This is a genomic window from Pseudonocardia ammonioxydans, from assembly GCF_900115005.1.
Lineage (GTDB): Bacteria > Actinomycetota > Actinomycetes > Mycobacteriales > Pseudonocardiaceae > Pseudonocardia > Pseudonocardia ammonioxydans.
In genome coordinates, this window is record NZ_FOUY01000034.1 from 12867 (window position 1) to 28081 (window position 15215).

General features: G+C 72.2%; 13 protein-coding genes. 2 read left to right on the forward strand and 11 right to left on the reverse strand.

Going from position 1 to position 15215, the window contains the following annotated elements; genetic code table 11:
* Positions 1-48 precede the first annotated feature (48 nt).
* From BM093_RS25565 to BM093_RS25590, 6 genes are all read right to left on the reverse strand, one after another.
* Entirely contained in the window at positions 49-1038 is a 990-nt protein-coding gene (locus BM093_RS25565) for an NAD(P)H-dependent flavin oxidoreductase (protein ID WP_093350974.1), read from the reverse strand.
* 14 nt (positions 1039-1052) lie between these two features.
* A complete protein-coding gene (locus BM093_RS25570) occupies positions 1053-2453 on the reverse strand; it encodes a 4-hydroxyphenylacetate 3-hydroxylase N-terminal domain-containing protein (protein WP_093350976.1) in 1401 nt (466 codons plus the stop codon).
* 35 nt (positions 2454-2488) lie between these two features.
* Positions 2489-4144, reverse strand: coding sequence for a class I adenylate-forming enzyme family protein (locus tag BM093_RS25575; protein ID WP_093350979.1), 1656 nt, complete (start codon positions 4142-4144; stop codon positions 2489-2491).
* 46 nt (positions 4145-4190) lie between these two features.
* Positions 4191-5000, reverse strand: coding sequence for a mycofactocin-coupled SDR family oxidoreductase (locus BM093_RS25580; protein ID WP_093350982.1), 810 nt, complete (start codon positions 4998-5000; stop codon positions 4191-4193).
* A 126-nt stretch (positions 5001-5126) separates the two neighbouring features.
* Positions 5127-5513: a nuclear transport factor 2 family protein gene (locus tag BM093_RS25585; protein ID WP_093350985.1), complete on the reverse strand. Its 387-nt coding sequence runs from the start codon at positions 5511-5513 to the stop codon at positions 5127-5129.
* A 38-nt stretch (positions 5514-5551) separates the two neighbouring features.
* Positions 5552-6745, reverse strand: a complete 1194-nt coding sequence (locus BM093_RS25590) for an acyl-CoA dehydrogenase family protein (protein WP_093350988.1) — start codon at positions 6743-6745, stop codon at positions 5552-5554.
* Positions 6746-7147: 402 nt separating this feature from the next.
* Between BM093_RS25590 and BM093_RS25595 the strand changes: the two genes are divergently transcribed.
* Positions 7148-9799 (forward strand): ATP-binding protein, encoded by a 2652-nt coding sequence (locus BM093_RS25595; RefSeq protein WP_093350991.1) that lies wholly within the window; start codon positions 7148-7150, stop codon positions 9797-9799.
* Positions 9800-9812: 13 nt separating this feature from the next.
* Here the strand turns inward: BM093_RS25595 and BM093_RS25600 are convergent, their stop codons facing one another.
* Positions 9813-10433 (reverse strand): LuxR C-terminal-related transcriptional regulator, encoded by a 621-nt coding sequence (locus BM093_RS25600; protein WP_093350994.1) that lies wholly within the window; start codon positions 10431-10433, stop codon positions 9813-9815.
* On the reverse strand, positions 10430-11662 hold the full coding sequence (locus tag BM093_RS25605; protein WP_093350997.1) for a sensor histidine kinase: 1233 nt from the start codon (positions 11660-11662) through the stop codon (positions 10430-10432). The genes BM093_RS25600 and BM093_RS25605 overlap by 4 nt, the downstream gene beginning before the upstream one ends.
* Before the next feature lie 173 nt (positions 11663-11835).
* Here BM093_RS25605 and BM093_RS25610 point away from each other — a divergent pair, with 173 nt between their 5' ends.
* Positions 11836-12231, forward strand: coding sequence for an HsmA family protein (locus BM093_RS25610; RefSeq protein WP_093351152.1), 396 nt, complete (start codon positions 11836-11838; stop codon positions 12229-12231).
* A 55-nt stretch (positions 12232-12286) separates the two neighbouring features.
* Here the strand turns inward: BM093_RS25610 and BM093_RS25615 are convergent, their stop codons facing one another.
* The 3 genes from BM093_RS25615 to BM093_RS25625 are packed head-to-tail and all read right to left on the reverse strand — an operon-like array spanning position 12287 to position 15212.
* A complete protein-coding gene (locus tag BM093_RS25615; RefSeq protein ID WP_093351000.1) occupies positions 12287-12760 on the reverse strand; it encodes a RidA family protein in 474 nt (157 codons plus the stop codon).
* Positions 12757-14412: a M24 family metallopeptidase gene (locus tag BM093_RS25620; protein WP_093351003.1), complete on the reverse strand. Its 1656-nt coding sequence runs from the start codon at positions 14410-14412 to the stop codon at positions 12757-12759. Before BM093_RS25620 ends, BM093_RS25615 begins: the two co-directional genes overlap by 4 nt.
* Before the next feature lie 20 nt (positions 14413-14432).
* The gene (locus tag BM093_RS25625; RefSeq protein ID WP_093351006.1) at positions 14433-15212 is read right to left on the reverse strand and encodes an ABC transporter ATP-binding protein; all 780 of its coding nucleotides are present in this window, start codon (positions 15210-15212) and stop codon (positions 14433-14435) included.
* Positions 15213-15215: the final 3 nt, after the last annotated feature.

Below are 15215 nucleotides of genomic sequence, written 5' to 3' on the forward strand. Positions count from 1 at the left end.
GGGTTCGGCCGTGACCGGGAAGGTCACGGCCGACCCCGCCGCGTTTCCTCAGGATCCGGCGACGACGACGGCCTGCGCCATCCCGGCGAGCCTCCCGCCGATGATCTCCTCGGCCTCCCGCACGATCCGGGAGACCAGCTCGGCACAGGTCGGGACGTCACGGACCAGGGCCTGCACCATGCCGGCGGTCCAGATGCCGTGGTCGAGGTCGCCGGTCTCGTAGACCTTCGCCCCGCGGACCCCGGCGACGAGCTCGCGGACGTCCTCGAAGGCTGCGCCCGCCGCCAGCCGCTCGACGACCTCCCGGGAGACGGCGTTGTCCGCCACCCGGGCGGTGTTGCGCAGCTGCCGGAAGATCAGCCGGGTGTCCCGCTCCCCCGCCTCGACCAGGCGGTCCTTCACGTTCTGGTGGATCCCGGACTCCACGGTCGCCATGAACCGGGTGCCCATGTTGATCCCGTCGGCGCCGAGGGCGAGCGCCGCGACCAGGCCGCGGCCGTCGGCGAACCCGCCGGAGGCGATGAACGGGATCTCGAGGGCGTCCGCCGCGGCGGGCAGCAGGACCAGCCCGGGGATGTCGTCCTCGCCGGGGTGGCCCGCGCACTCGAAGCCGTCGACGGACAACGCGTCGACCCCGAGCGCCTGCGCCGTGAGCGCGTGCCGCACCGAGGTGCACTTGTGGATGACCTTGATGCCGGCGGAGTGGAAGTGCTCCAGGTGCTCGACCGGGTTGGCCCCGGCGGTCTCCACGACCGGCACGCCCTCGTCGATGACGACCTGCCGGTACTCCGCGTACGGGGGCGGAGTGATGGCGGGCAGGATCGTGAGGTTGACCCCGAAGGGCCGGTCGGTGAGCTCCCGGGCGCGGCGGATCTCCGTGCGGAGGTCCTCCGGTGTCGGCTGGGTCAGGGCCGTGATGAACCCCAGCGCAATGGCGTTCGCCACCGCGGCGACCAGCGGTGCCCGCCCGACCCACTGCATCCCGCCCTGCACGACGGGATGGGTGACCCCGAACAGTTCGGTGAACCGTGTCCGCATTCGCTGCTCCTGCCTCAGATACCGGCGAGCCGGCGGACGTAGTCGGTCGCCGCGGCCGGGTCGTAGGACCGGGCGATCTGCATCTTCTCCGCCTCCAGCGCCCCCTCGGCGTGGGTGGCCAGCACCGACTGGTAGCCGCCGTAGTCGCGGATCGTGAGGTCCCCGATGAAGTTCAGGATCCGCAACCGCTGCTCGGCCGGCACCGCGGCCGCGTAGTACTTCTCCAGCACCGCCCGGATCTGTGGGTTGCCCCAGTCCTCGCTGCCCGGCCCGGTCGCCAGCAGACCCCCGGACAGATCCACGAGCGTGGCACTCGCCTCGTGGAACCCGTGGGCGAAGGTGTACTTGGCCATGTTCACCGCCAACGGGTCCGGCAGCCACACCCCCTGCGCCCCCTCGCGCGCACGCAGCGCCGACAGCTCCGCCAGCCCCCGCACCGTCTCCGCCCACGCGATCAACCGGGCGATCTTGTCCCGGACGTGCCCGGCCCGGCTGATCCCGTTCGCCTCGGCGACCAGGTGCGCGGAACCGACGATGATGTCGAGCAACGGCAGCTTGTAGTTGATCGCAGTGAACCGGTGGTAGTCGACGAACGCCAGTGCCAACGGCCCCGCCAGCTCCGGACGGCGATCGAGGAACACCCGCTCCCGCGGGACACGGACGTCGTCGAACACCGTCAGCGACTCGAGCAGCTTGTGCTTCGACGACAACGGGAAGCTGAACGCGTCACGCTCACCCGCCGCATAGGGCGAGACGTAGAGGTTCAACCCCGGCGTGTCGATCGGCACCGCGAACGAGACCGCGTAGTCACCGTCGTCGCCGCCCATCGCCCGCGTCGGCAACACGATCAGCTCGTCGGCGTTCGCCGAGAACGAGGTATGGGTCTTCGCGCCCCGCACCGTGATCGAGTCCGCATCGGAGTCGACCACCCGCAGGTACAGATCCGGGTCGGCCTGCTGCGACGGCCCCAGCGCCCGATGCCCCTTCACATCGGTCTGGGCCACGGCCAACGCGAGATCCCCCTCCAGGCACCGCCGGGAGAACGCCCGCGCCGCCTCCAGACCCTCGCCCTGCCCGGCCCGCAGCAACGCGAACAACGCGTCCGAGCCGACCTCCTTGAGCACGATCGTGCCGGCCCCCCGACGGGAGACCTCCTCGATCAGCGCACCCCGCTCCCGCATATCCTCCGGAGAGGTCGGCAGGTGGTAGAACGCGGAGTAGTCGCCGATCTCGTCGTCCGTGCGCACCGCCAGATCCGGCCGGTCCGCCGCGATCGAATAGCACAGCGCCGAATGATCGACCGCAGGCCGCAGCTCGGGGTGCGCGACGACGTCGTCCACGGTGTCACCGCGGTAGAAGATCCGTCGACCGTCGCGCAGGCCGTCACGGTACTGCTCGGGAGTCCGCAGACCCATGGTGCTGGAGTTCCTTCCTACAGGGGGTGGCCGGGTCAGTCCCGGCTGCGGAGCCGGCGGCGCAGGACCTTGCCGCTGACCGTCTTCGGGATCTCGTCGAGGATCTCGAGCTGCCGCGGGTACTTGTAGGCCGCCATCCGCTCCTTGCAGAACGCGATGACCTCCTCCGGCGTGACCTGCGCCTGCGCCTTCAGCGAGACGAACGCCTTCACCGTCTCCCCGCGGTACTCGTCGGGCACCCCCACGACCGCCGCCTCACGGACCGCCGGGTGCTCGTAGAGCACGTCCTCGACCTCCCGCGGCCAGATCTTGTAACCACCCGCGTTGATCTGGTCCTTCTTGCGGTCGACGATGTAGAACCAGCCCTGGGCATCCATGTAGCCGACGTCGCCGGTGTGCAGCACACCGCCGGGCAGCGCGGCGGCCGTCTCCTCCGGCTTGTTCCAGTACCCGGCGACCACCTGCGGCCCGGCGGTCACCAGCTCACCGACCTCACCGACGCCGACGTCGTGACCGTCATCGTCTACGACCCGCACGACCGTGTCGTAGACCGGCACCCCCACCGACAACGCGCCGGAGTCCGGGTCGACCGGCGCCTCGATGCCGAACGGCACGGCGTGCGACGGCGAGGTGGTCTCGGTCAGCCCGTAGATGTTGTGGATGTAGTGCCCGAACGTGTCCCGGAACGCCTGCACGGTGCTCGGCGGGATCGGTGCGCCACCGGAGTACACCTTGCTCAGCGTGGCCAGCTTGGACTTCTCCGCACCGGGGGCGTTCATCATCGCGATGTAGACGGTGATCGAGCCGACGGTGAAGGTGGCGCCCTCGGCCTCGGCGGTGTCGAGGGCGAGGGCCGGGTCGAGCCGGTACATCAGCACCAGCGGCGCCCCGGCCAGCAACGAGACCGCGATGTGCCCGACCAGCCCGGTGACGTGGAACAGCGGCGCGATGCCCAGCACCACGTCGTCGTCGCCGATCCCGATCCAGTCGCGGTAGGTGTGGGCGTTGAACACCACGTTGCGATGCGTGGTCATGGCGCCCTTGGGCGGGCCGGTGGTGCCCGAGGTGTAGGTCAGGAACGCGACGTCGTCGGGGCGCAGCGTCACCGCGGGCGGGGCGGTGTCGCGGTGCCGGTCCAGGAACGTCAGCAGGTCCAGCGTCCCGGCACAGTCGATGCGCTCCACCCCGGCGAACACCACGGCCCCGGTGTCCTCGCACAGGTCGAGCTCGGAGGTGGTCAGCACGGTGCGCACGCCCGAGTCCGGGACCACCTCGGCGGCGACGTCGCGCCACAGCGACTGCAGGCACACCAGCACCGCGGCACCGGAGTCCGCGAGCAGCTCGGCGACCTCGCGCTGCTTGTTCATCGGATTGATCGAGACGGCGATCCCCCCGGCCTTCCACGTCCCGACCTGAGCGATCACGAACTGGGGGACGTTCTGCGCGAAGATCGCGACCCGCTCGCCGGGGGCGAAACCCTCCGCCGCCAACCCCGCCGCGAACGCGTCGCTGAGCCGGTCGAGCTCGCCGAAGCTGATGTGCCGTCCGAAGTAGCGGATCGCGTCCCGGTCGGACGCCCGTGCCACGGTGGCCCGGAACATCGTCAGCGCGTCGTCGAAGCCCGGGCTGATCTCACCCGGCCTGCCCGGGGCGTAGCGGGCGAGCCAGGGCCGTTCGTCGTAGGCACTCATTGCGTTCCTCGGAGATGCAGCGGTCGGAAGGGGTCCCGTCACGGGATCAGTACTCGGTGACGCCCGCGTCGGGGGCGAGCTCGTGCGCGGTCATGGTCCGCGACCCGTCGGAGGCCAGGAACAGCACGGTGTCGGTGATGTCGGAGGGCTCGAGCTGGTCGACGGGCAGCAGGGTGGTGAACATCCCGCCGAGCTTCGGGTGGGCCTCGATCGCCTCGCCGACGATCCCGAGCACGTCCTGGCTGCCCATCGGCGTCTTGACCGCGCTGGGGTGGACGCTGTTGACCCGGACGTTGTACTCGCCGAGCTCGACCGCGAACGCCTTGGCCATGCCGCGCACGGCGAACTTGCTGGTCGTGTACGGGATCAGGAAGGGCTGCACGGTCAGCCCGGCCGCGGAGCTGACCAGGATCATCGACCCGCCGCCCGCGGCGACCAGGTGCGGGGCACCGACCATCGCGGTGTTCCACACGCCGGTGACGTTCGTGCTCATGTGCTGCTCGAACAGCTCGGGGGTGACGCGGTCCCACATGGCGGGCACGCAGACCGCCGCGTTGGCGACGACCGTGTCGAGCCGGCCCAGCTCGGCCACCGCACCGTCGACGACGGCGCGCAGGGCGGCGAGGTCGCGCACGTCGACCTGCGCGGTGACGATCCGGCGGCCGGTCGCGCCGACGAGCCGTTCGGTCTCGGCGAGCTCCTCCGGGGTCGCCGACGGGTACGGCGTTCCGAGGTCGGCGCAGATGTCGACCGCGATGATGTCGGCGCCCTCCCGGGCGAACCGCAGTGCGTGGCTGCGGCCCTGGCCGCGCGCGGCACCGGTGATCAGGGCGACCTTGCCTTCGAGCATTCCCATGGTTGCGCTCCTCGGGTCGGGGTCGGGGTCGGGTTCGGGTGGGGGGCGGGGTCGGGCTGCGGTGCAGGGGCGGAGCACCGACGGATCCGGCAGCTGTCGGTGCCGGATCCGTCGGTTCCGGTGGGATCAGGCCAGGCCGGTGGCGGCCCAGTACTCCGCGAAGGACGGCGGGCAGACGTCGGTGCTGCGGGTGATCTTGCCGTCGACGAACTGGTGCGTGGTCAGCATCGTGACGTCGAGGACCTTGTCGCCGAGCTTGCGGTAGGTGCGCACCCAGGCCACGACCAGGCCCTCGGGGGTCGTCTCGGTGCGGGTCACCTCGTTGGCGAACTCGTCGACCTTGGCGAGCACGCCGAAGGCCTCGAGGAACTCGTTCTTGGTGTAGATCTGCTGGGTGCCCTCGAGGGTGAACCCGGCCCACGTCATGTCGTCGTGGAACAGCTCCACCAGCGGGGCGGCGTCGCCCTTGTCGGCGGCGGCGAACGCGGCGACCAGGTTGTCGGCGTCGGACATCGTCGTACTCCTTCGATCCGGGGGGTTCGGGTTGGGGTTCAGGACCTGGCGTAGCCGGCGAGGATCGGGCCGGCGGCCTCGACGAGGGTCATCGGCTCGACGAGCATGTGGCGCGCACCCACGGAGATGTCGCGCATGCAGCGCCCGAGGACACTCGGGTTGCGGATGGAGGAGCTGCCGCCCCAGCCGTAGGCGAAGGTGACGACGTCGTGGGCGACGCCCTGCACCCAGGTGGTGACCTGGCGCAGCCGGGCCCGGTGCTCGTCGGTCATCGCGCCGGCCGCGCCGGCGGCCTCGGCGTCGGCGTGCGCGTCGTACATGTAGCGGCGGGCCGCCTGCAGCAGCGCCTCGTGGGTGACGAACTCGCGGCGGAACATGTCCGAGTCGCCGATCACCGAGGGGTAGCCGGGGCGGGTCTTCACCGCGGCGATCGCGGCGATCTCCTCGAGCGCGCGCTGGGCGATCCCGAGCGCGACCGGGCCGTGCCCGCCGACGCCGATGCCGAGCAGCCCCAGCTTGTAGACACCCTCGTCGCGGACCGGCACCGTGGAGAAGGTGTCCATCGCGCGGGCCTCGGGCACGAACACGTCGGTGACCGAGTAGTCCTCGCTCCCGGTCGCGACCATGCCCATCACGTTCCAGTTGCCGAGGAACTCGACCTCGGAGCGCGGGACGAACGCGACCCGGCAGACCGGCTGGCCGTCGTCGCCGATCTCGGGGTTGCCCTCGTCGTCGTGGACGACGAACCCGGCGCCGATCCAGGACGCGTGCCCGGACCCGCTGGCGAAACCGTAGGTGCCGTTCACCCGGTACCCGCCCTCGACCCGCACGCCCTTGCCGGTCGGCAGGATCATCCCGGCGGTGATGCCCTTCTCCGCGCCGGCGAAGATCTCGCGGCCCCCGGCGTCGGGCAGGAAGCCGGCGGCGACACCGGTGCTGAACGCGTTGGCCATCACGGCCCAGCCGGTCGAGCCGTCGCTGCGCGAGAGCTCCTCGATCACCTTCAGCGAGTCGACGATGCCGAGCCCGGCGCCGCCCCACTCGCGGGGCACGAGCATCCAGAAGATGCCGTTGTCGGCGAGGCCGTCGACGACGGCCTCCGAGATGGCCCGGCCGGTCTCCATCCCGTTGGCCTCGGCGTCGATCAGCGGCGCGAGCCCGCGGGCGGCCTCGATGTAGCGCGCGCCGTCACCGATCTCGTCGAGCGCCGGGCGGGAAAGCGTGTCTGTCATGAGCGTCTGACCTCCGTTGGTCGGATCGGTTCATCGGGGACGGCGGTACGGCGCGTGCGCTGCCGGCCCGTGGGAGCTCGCCCCTCCGTCTCGGGCGACGGGGGACGCGCCGCAGCGACGCGGACCCCGTATGACTGGGAGCACAGTGCTGCCGGCAGCGGGGTACGCGGCAGCGGGCGACCCCGCACATCGGACGGTCGGGTGCTCCCGGTCACAGGGACCCGCGCTGAGCTGCGGGTTCGCACAGCACGTAGGTGGGGGGTCCGGATCGGGCGCCGATCTCGGGACGCACATCCCGGCCGGCCGCGGACCCGAACGGGGTCCGGTGTCGGCGTCGAACACGTGGCTGCGGCGTGCTAGACCTACCGGCGGAGCGTCGATGGCGACGCGGGAGGACGGATCGTGGACACCGACACCTGGCTCGACATCCGGGCGCGCCACGCCGCCGGTGCGGCGATCAAGGCGATCGCCCGCGACAAGAAGATCTCGCGCAACACCGTCCGGCGTGCGCTGCAGTCGGACAGCCCGCCGAGCCGCGGGCCCGCACCGGCCCGCAGGAGCGGGCTCGACGACTTCACCGCCGAGATCCGCGACCTGCTCACCGTCGACCCCGGACTGTCCGCACCCGAGATCGCCCGTCGGATCGGCTGGCCGCACTCGCTCACGGCGTTGAAGGAACGCGTGCGGGCCGTCCGGTCCCGGCCGGTGCCGACGGTGACCCGCCCGGCGGCGTCCGGCGCGCGGGTGTCGGGCGAGCTGACCTCGTTCGTGGGGCGCGAGGAGGAACTGGGCGAGATCCTGCACGCGGTCCACCGCCACCGGCTCGTCTCGCTGGTCGGCCCCGGCGGGGTCGGCAAGTCCCGGCTGGCCCGGCGGGCCGCCGCCGACGCCACGACCGTCTTCCAGGACGGCGTGCGGACCATCGAGCTCGCGTCGCTGCGGGACCCGGAGCTGGTCCCGCATGCCCTGCTCGACGGGTTCGGCCTCTCCGCCGGCGAGGCCACCAGCGGGTCGTCGCTGCAGGCGCTCGTCGAGCACCTCGAACGCCGGTCGGTGCTGCTCGTGCTCGACGACGCCGAGCACCTGCTCGACGGGCTGGCGGCGATCCTGCACCCGCTGCTGCGGGCGGCCCCGGCCCTGCGGGTGCTCCTGACGACCCGCCAGCCCATCGGCATGGCAGGCGAGCACGTGCTGCCGGTCGCGCCGCTGGGTGTTCCCGACGCGGTCCCGGACAGTGCCGCGGAGGCGCTGCGCCATCCCGCGATCGCCCTGTTCGTCGACCGGGCCGGCTCGGTGCTGTCCGGGTTCGTGCTCGACGACACGACGCTGCCCGACGTCGTCGAGCTGTGCCGGCGCCTCGACGGGATCCCGCTCGCGATGGAGCTCGCCGCGGTGCGGCTGCGGGTGCTCTCGCTGCGCCAGCTGCTGTCCCGCCTCGCCGACCGGTTCGCCGTCCTCACCGGTGGCGACCGGGCCGGGCCCGCCCGGCACCGCACGCTCCTGGCGACGGTGACCTGGAGCCACGAGCTGTGCACGACGACCGAACGGACACTGTGGAGTCACGCGACCGTCTTCCCGGGGTCGTTCGACCTGGACGCGCTCGACGCCGTGTGCGCCCGGGACGACACCTTCCCCGACGGCGTGGCCTCGACCGAGCTGCTCGACGCGGTGTCCGGGCTGACGACCAAGTCCATCCTGATCCGCGACGAGGACGACCAGGACGGCCACGTCCGGTTCCGGATGCTCGAGACCATCCGCGAGTTCGGCCGGGAGACCCTGGACGAGGCGGCCGGCCGGACGCTCGCCGCGCGCCACCTCGCCTACCGGCTCGCGGTGCACGACGCGCTCGCCGACGGGTGGTACGGGCCCGACCAGGCCCGGTGGGTGCGCCGCATGAAGCTCGAGCAGGCGGACCTGCGCTCGGCGCTGACCCACGCGCTGGCCCCCGACGGCGACCCGGTCGCGGCGTTGCGCCTGGTCAGCAGGCCGTGGTTCCAGTGGTCGGTCTCGCTGTCGATGACCGAGCACCGCCGGTGGCTGACCCGGGCGCTCGCCGCGGCTCCGGACCCCGGCCCGCAGCGCGCCGCCGCCTTGCTCACCGCCGCGTTCGTGGCGGCGCTGCAGGGCGACCAGCCGGCCGCCGCGGTCCTGGTGAAGGAGGGCCGCGCGCTCGCCGACGAGGTGGGCGACCCGCTGACCATCGCGTTCGGGGCGCACGCCGCGGGGCTGACCGCCTTCTTCAGCGACGAGTTCGCCGCCGCCACCCGGCTGTTCAACGAGGCCGACACCCTCTACCGGGCCGCTGGCGCGGCGGCGGACATCCTGGTCGCCGCCCTGGACGTCCAGATCGGCCTGCTGCGCATCTCCTGCGGCAACCTCGACGGCGCACGCGACCGCCTCACGGCCGTCCACGAGCGCAGCGGCGCCGCCGACGAGACGTGGATCCGGTCCTACGCCCTCGACGGGCTCGGCTTCATCGCGCTGCTCAGCCACGACGTCGACCGGGCCCGCCGGCTCGCCCGCGAGGCGCTCACGGCGACCTCCCGGTTCGAGGACACCATCGGCCTGTCGCTCTCGCTCGACCTCGCCGCCTGGACCGCCGCCGCGGACGGCCGCTACGAGCGTTGCGCCGTGCTGCTCGGCGCGGCCTCCGCGCGCTGGGGCTCGTTCGGCAACCAGCTCTACGGGTCACCCGACTGGCAGGCCCGCCGCCAGGGCTACGAGCAGCAGGCCCGCGACACCCTCGGCAGCCCGATCTTCGACACCGCCTTCCAGCACGGCGCCACGATGAGCGCGGGCGACATCGGTGACTACGCCCTCGCCGAGGCCCCCGAACCCCTCCACGCCGCCGACGAGTACCTCACCGCCCGCGAGTACGAGATCGCCGGCTACGTCGCCCGGGGCATGACCAACCGCGAGATCGCCGACCGGCTCGTCATCTCGCACCGGACCGTGGAGGGGCACGTCAGCCGGGTGCTGACCAAGCTCGGGTTCGGCCGGCGCGCGCAGCTCGCGGCATGGATGGAACGGACGCGTCCGACCGGCGCCCACTAGTCACTCGTCGGTGTCAGAGGATCCCTCGCCCCCGCGCCACCGAGAGCGCCGCGGTGCGGGACTGCACGCCGAGCTTGTTGTAGACGTGGGCGAGGTGGGACTTGACCGTGGCACGGGAGAGTGACAGCTCGCGGGCGATCGCATCGTTCGAGCGTCCGTCGGACACCAGGCGGAGGACGTCGAGCTCGCGCAGGGTCAGCGAGGTGTCGGGCCGGCGCAGGCGGGTGAGCAGTCGCTGCTGGATCGTCGGCCCGAGGGTGGTCTCGCCGGCGGCGGCCGCGCGGATCGCCGCCGTCAGTTCCTCGGTCGGGGCGTCCTTGAGCAGGTAGCCGGTCGCCCCCGCCTCGACGGCGGCGAGGATGTCGCCGTCGGTGTCGTAGGTGGTCAGGATCAGGATCGGCGGCCCACCCGCGGCCACGAGGTCGCGGGTGGCGTCGACCCCACCGCGCTGGGCGCTGCCGAACCGCAGGTCCAGGAGCACGACGTCGGCCCGGCCACCCGTGGTGATCCAGGAGACCAGTTCGTCGGTCGTCGCGCACTCGCGCACGACGTGCATGTCCGGCTCGGTCTCGACGACGGCCCGGATGCCGGCGCGGACGACGGGATGGTCGTCGGTCAGGACGATGTCGATCATTGGTGCTCCGGGGTCGGGCCGGCGGTCGGCATGGTCACGGTCAGCACCGTCCCCTCACCGGGCGAGGACTCCAGGGCGAGCGACCCGCCGAGTTCACGGGCCCGGGAGCGCATCGTGGGCAGGCCGAACCCGCCCGGTGAGCCGGACGGCGTCACGGCCGTCGGGTCGAAACCGGCACCGTCGTCGATGACGTCGAGCACGACGTCGTCGCGGGTGTAGTCCACGACGAACTCGGCGTGCCCCGCGCCGGCGTGCCGGTCGACGTTCGCCAGCGCGGACTGGGCGATCCGCAGCAGTGCGGTCTCCACCGGAACCGGCAACGGGCGGGGCAGGCCCTCGGTGCGGACGACCACGTCGAGGTCCCGGGCGCGGTAGCGCCGTGCCACGCGTTCCAGCGCACCGACGAGCGTCGCGTCGTCCAGGTCCGGGGGTGCCAGCGCGCGGACGAACCGGCGTGCCTCGTCGAGGCTGTGCCCGGCCAGCTCGCGAGCCCGCTCGATGTGCCCGGCCGCGCGCTCCGCGTCGTCGCGGGCCAGCGATGTCCCGGCGGCGCGCAGCAGCAGTTCGATGGCCGAGAAGCCCTGGGCCAGGGTGTCGTGGATCTCGCGGGCGAGGCGCTCGCGCTCCTCGTGCACCAGGCGTTCACCCTCGGCGTCGGCGAGCAGCTCCCGGGCCTCGAGCAGCTCGTCGACCGTGGCCTGGCGCTCGGCCGACTCCCGCACCAGGGCCTCGAAGCCGAGCACCACACCGACCGCGACGGCGGCCCCCAGCATCGGCCCGAGGACGAACCCGAGCGGCGGAGCACCCGGTGGTGCGACGACGGTGACACCATCGACGACGACGATCGCCGTCGTCACCGCCACGGCGACCGGTCCGCGGTGCGGGCCGAGCACGTGCATCTGCAGCAGGAAGAGCGGGAACGCGACCCAGAGCGCCGTCGGGCTGACGAGCAACAGCACACACCAGAGCACCACCAGGGCTGCGATCCACGCGCTGTCGGGCCACCAGGCCCCGCGGGGCTCGGTGATCGAGCGCTCGTGGACCCGGACCGTCACCCGGCCCGACGCGTAGACCACGAGCAGTCCGGCCCCGGCCACGACAGCGACCACCGTGCTCGACGTCGGCCGACCGAGCGCGCCCGCGACGGCGAGCACCACCAACCCGGCGAACAGCAGGTCGAGCCCGACGGCGAGCGCGCGGATCCAGGACGACCAGCGATGAACGCGCACCCGTCCATTGTCGCCCGCGGGTGGCGGGCCCCCATCAGCCGAAAGGTGGAGGCCGACGGCCACCTCGCGGCCGCGCACGTGCGTTCCTCGGGTCGATGTCGCGGGGCGTCGACGCGGCGAGCCTGGACACCGTCCCACCGGCGACCCGGCCGGCCCACCCCGAAGGAGTCCTGATGCTCGTATCGGCCATCGTTCTGATCACCGCGGCGCTCGTGTTCTACACACTGGGTGTGTGGGCCGAGCGCCGCGTCGGTGTGCTGCGGTGGTGGCACGTCGGTGCCTTCGGCGCGGGCCTCGCCTTCGACATCGCCGGGACCGCGGTGATGGCCCGGATCGCCGCGACCCAGCCCCCGCCGCCGCCCGGGCTCGGTGCGGTCCTCCAGACGATCATGTCGACGACCGGGCTGATCGCGTTGATCCTCATGGCCGCGCACCTGCTCTGGGCGGTCTTCGTCATGGTCCGCGCCCGGCCCGCCGAGCGGGCTCGGTTCCACCGCTACAGCGTCGCGGTGTGGGCGATCTGGCTGGTCCCCTACTTCTCCGGGATGACCGCGTCGATGGTGGCCTGACACCGCAACGGCGCGACCCGCACGTCCACGGTCGAGTGCCGACCGCTCCCGGCGCTCAGGGCCGTACCGCCACGATCGCGTCGACCTCCACGAGGGCGCCCTGCGGCAACACGTGCGCCGCGAGCGCCGTACGGGCGTGCCGACCCGCGTCGCCGAGGACGTCGAGCAGCAGCCGCGAGGCCCCGTCGGCCACTTCGGGCTGACCGTGGGCGTTCTTCGCACTCGCCACCCAGGCGTTGAGCTTGACCACCTGTGCCACGTTGTCGAGCCCGATCGCCCCGTCGATGCGTGCCAGCAGGTTGAGCGCGCTGATCCGGGCCGCGGCGACACCGTCGGCGACGTCCGCGTCCTCGCCCAGCCGTCCCCCGAGGACCTCCCCCGTGGCCGCGCGGGAGATCTGACCGGAGACGTGGAGCAGGTTCCCTGCGCGCACGGCGGGCTCGTAGGCGCACCTGGGCGGACCGAGCAGTGGCAGGTCCAGGGACAGCTCGGCGAGCCGACCGTGCACACCCGTGACACGGGTGCTCATCGCTTGCTCACGACGTAGGTCCGCTCCCGGCCGATGTACCAGAGATCCTCGGTACCGATCGCGACATCGTCGTAGCGCCACGGGATCTCGGCGGCACCGTACGAACCGACCTGCAGAACGTGCTTGTATCCCGGGCGCAGCTCGTTGGCGAACGACTCCTGCTTACCCATGAGGTGCCCGACGTTGCGCTTGCGGTACTCGGTGTCGAAGTCGACCTCGGTACCGAGCATCCCGATGGCACGCATCCGGTCGAGGTGCGGCGCCAGGTAACGCAACGTCCCGTCGTGCACGTCCTCACAGACGGCGCCGGGCCGCAGCTGGCCGATGATGCCCTCCCGCACGACGTCGAAGAAGAACGCGTACGCCTCCCGCGCCGCGTCGGTACGCGGCAGCGAGCGGGCCATGTCCGATGTGGCGACGGTGACGCCGTCGACGACGACCCGCACGCCGGCGTCGAGCTGGATGCAGGTCGTCGTGGAGTCGATCGGGAAGTCCACCGGCGGGCCGGGGAACAGCATCCGGTTCGACGAGTGCAGGTTCGTGAAGTACGGCTCGATGCCGAACGGGATCCCGTTCGCGGCCCGGAACTCGGCGATCTTCTCCAGGTACACCGCGTGGATGTCGAGCTCGGTGAACCGGCGGCCGTCGTCGATGCCCTGCTCGGCCCATGCCAGTGCGGCCTCGATCGCGAACACGCTGGTCCGCGCGGCGATCAGCTGGAACGCCAGGTCCTCGTGGTCGCGCACGTCGCGCCAGTGACCGAGATCGGCCGAGACCCCGACCGGTTCCGCGCCGGCGTGCTCCAGCTCGCGGGCCAGTCCGATCCCGACGAACTCCTCCTCGACGCCGACACGCGGTCCGGGGCCCAGCGCGACGACGGCGGCGCCGACCGACGGGTACGCCCCGACCACGGTCCCGGGGAGGCCCGGACCGCCCTCCGGTGCGAGCACGAGGAGCCGCTCCGTCGCGGGCAGCCACACCGCGACGGCGCCGCCCGGCCCGGCCCGGCCGGTCGCCTCCGTGTAGTCGGGCTCGGCGGCGAGCAGCACGGCGTCCAGCCCGCGTTCGCGGGCCAGCGCGGTCAGGGCCGTGAACCGGGTGTCCACGGTGGCGGTCAGCTCGTCCGCCAGCCCGTCGAGGTGCTCGACGCTCTCGATCAACCGCCGGGCGACCCCGACGCCCTCGGCACGCCACCCGGCGAACCGGGCCAGCACCTCGGCCGTGTCGATCTCGTGCGCGACCACCGGGACCGGGTCCCGATCGTCGGCGGACACCTCGAGCGTCCCCGTCCCGGTGAGTGCGTGATGGTGGGCCAGCGCGACGTCGGCGGCGAGGTGCACCCGGCCGTCGCCGGCCAGTTCCTCGACCAGACCGGCCAGCGAGGCCGCCGCCGGGGTGTCCGCGACGACCCGGGGGTCGATCGTCACCCACGGGGCGTAGAACCGGATCCGTTCCTTCGGCACGCCCGCCGAGAGCGCGTTGCCCTGCTCCTGCTGGCGCACGAGCAGGACCTGCTCCCCGTCGCGTTCCGCGATCAGTGGGGCGACGAGCGGGTAGGAGTCGAGACGGATCGCGGAGAACAGCAGGCTCCGGCGGGCGTCGAGTCCGTAGCGCTGCTCGACCTGTGTGGCGTCCGCGGTGAGGTGCAACATGGTTTCCTCCGGGGGTGGGGTCAGCTGATGCCGGCGGTGACGCCGATGTACGACTCGACCTCGGTCGCGTGCTCGGAGAACGCCGGGGAGAAGCGGTGCTCCTTGCCGCGGGGACGCGGCAGGTCGATCTCGACGTCGGCGACGATGCGGCCCGGCCGGTCCCCCACCACGACGACGCGGTCGGCGAGCCACACCGCCTCGGGGATGCTGTGGGTGACGAACAGGACGCTGCAGCCGGTGTTCCGCCAGATCCGCTGGATCTCGATGTTCATCGAGTCGCGGGTCATGGCGTCCAGCGCACCGAACGGCTCGTCCATGAGCAACAGCTCGGGGTGGGTCACCAACGCCCGGCAGATCGCGACCCGCTGCTGCATACCCCCGCTGAGCTCGTACGAGTAACGTGTCGCCCGGTCCCCCAGGCCCACCATCTCCAGGAGCTCGCGGGCGTACCGCGTCGCCTCCTCGGTGCGGGTGCCCCGGAACTCCAGCGGCAACAGCACGTTGTCGAGGTTGTTGCGCCAGGGCAACAGCACCGGGCTCTGGAACACCATCGCGATGTCCTCGAGTCCCTCCCGGATGGGCCTGCCCTTCACCAGGATCTCGCCCTCGGTCGGGTCCTGCAGGCCCGAGATCGTCTTGAGCAGGGTCGTCTTCCCGCTGCCGGACTGCCCGACGATCGAGACGAACTGCCCCGGCCTCACGTGGAAGTCGAGTCCGCTCAGGACGGTGTTGTCCGCTCCGTCGCGGGACCGGTAGGTCTTGCCGACGTTGTTGACCGAGATGGCGTACTCGTTGTTCATGTG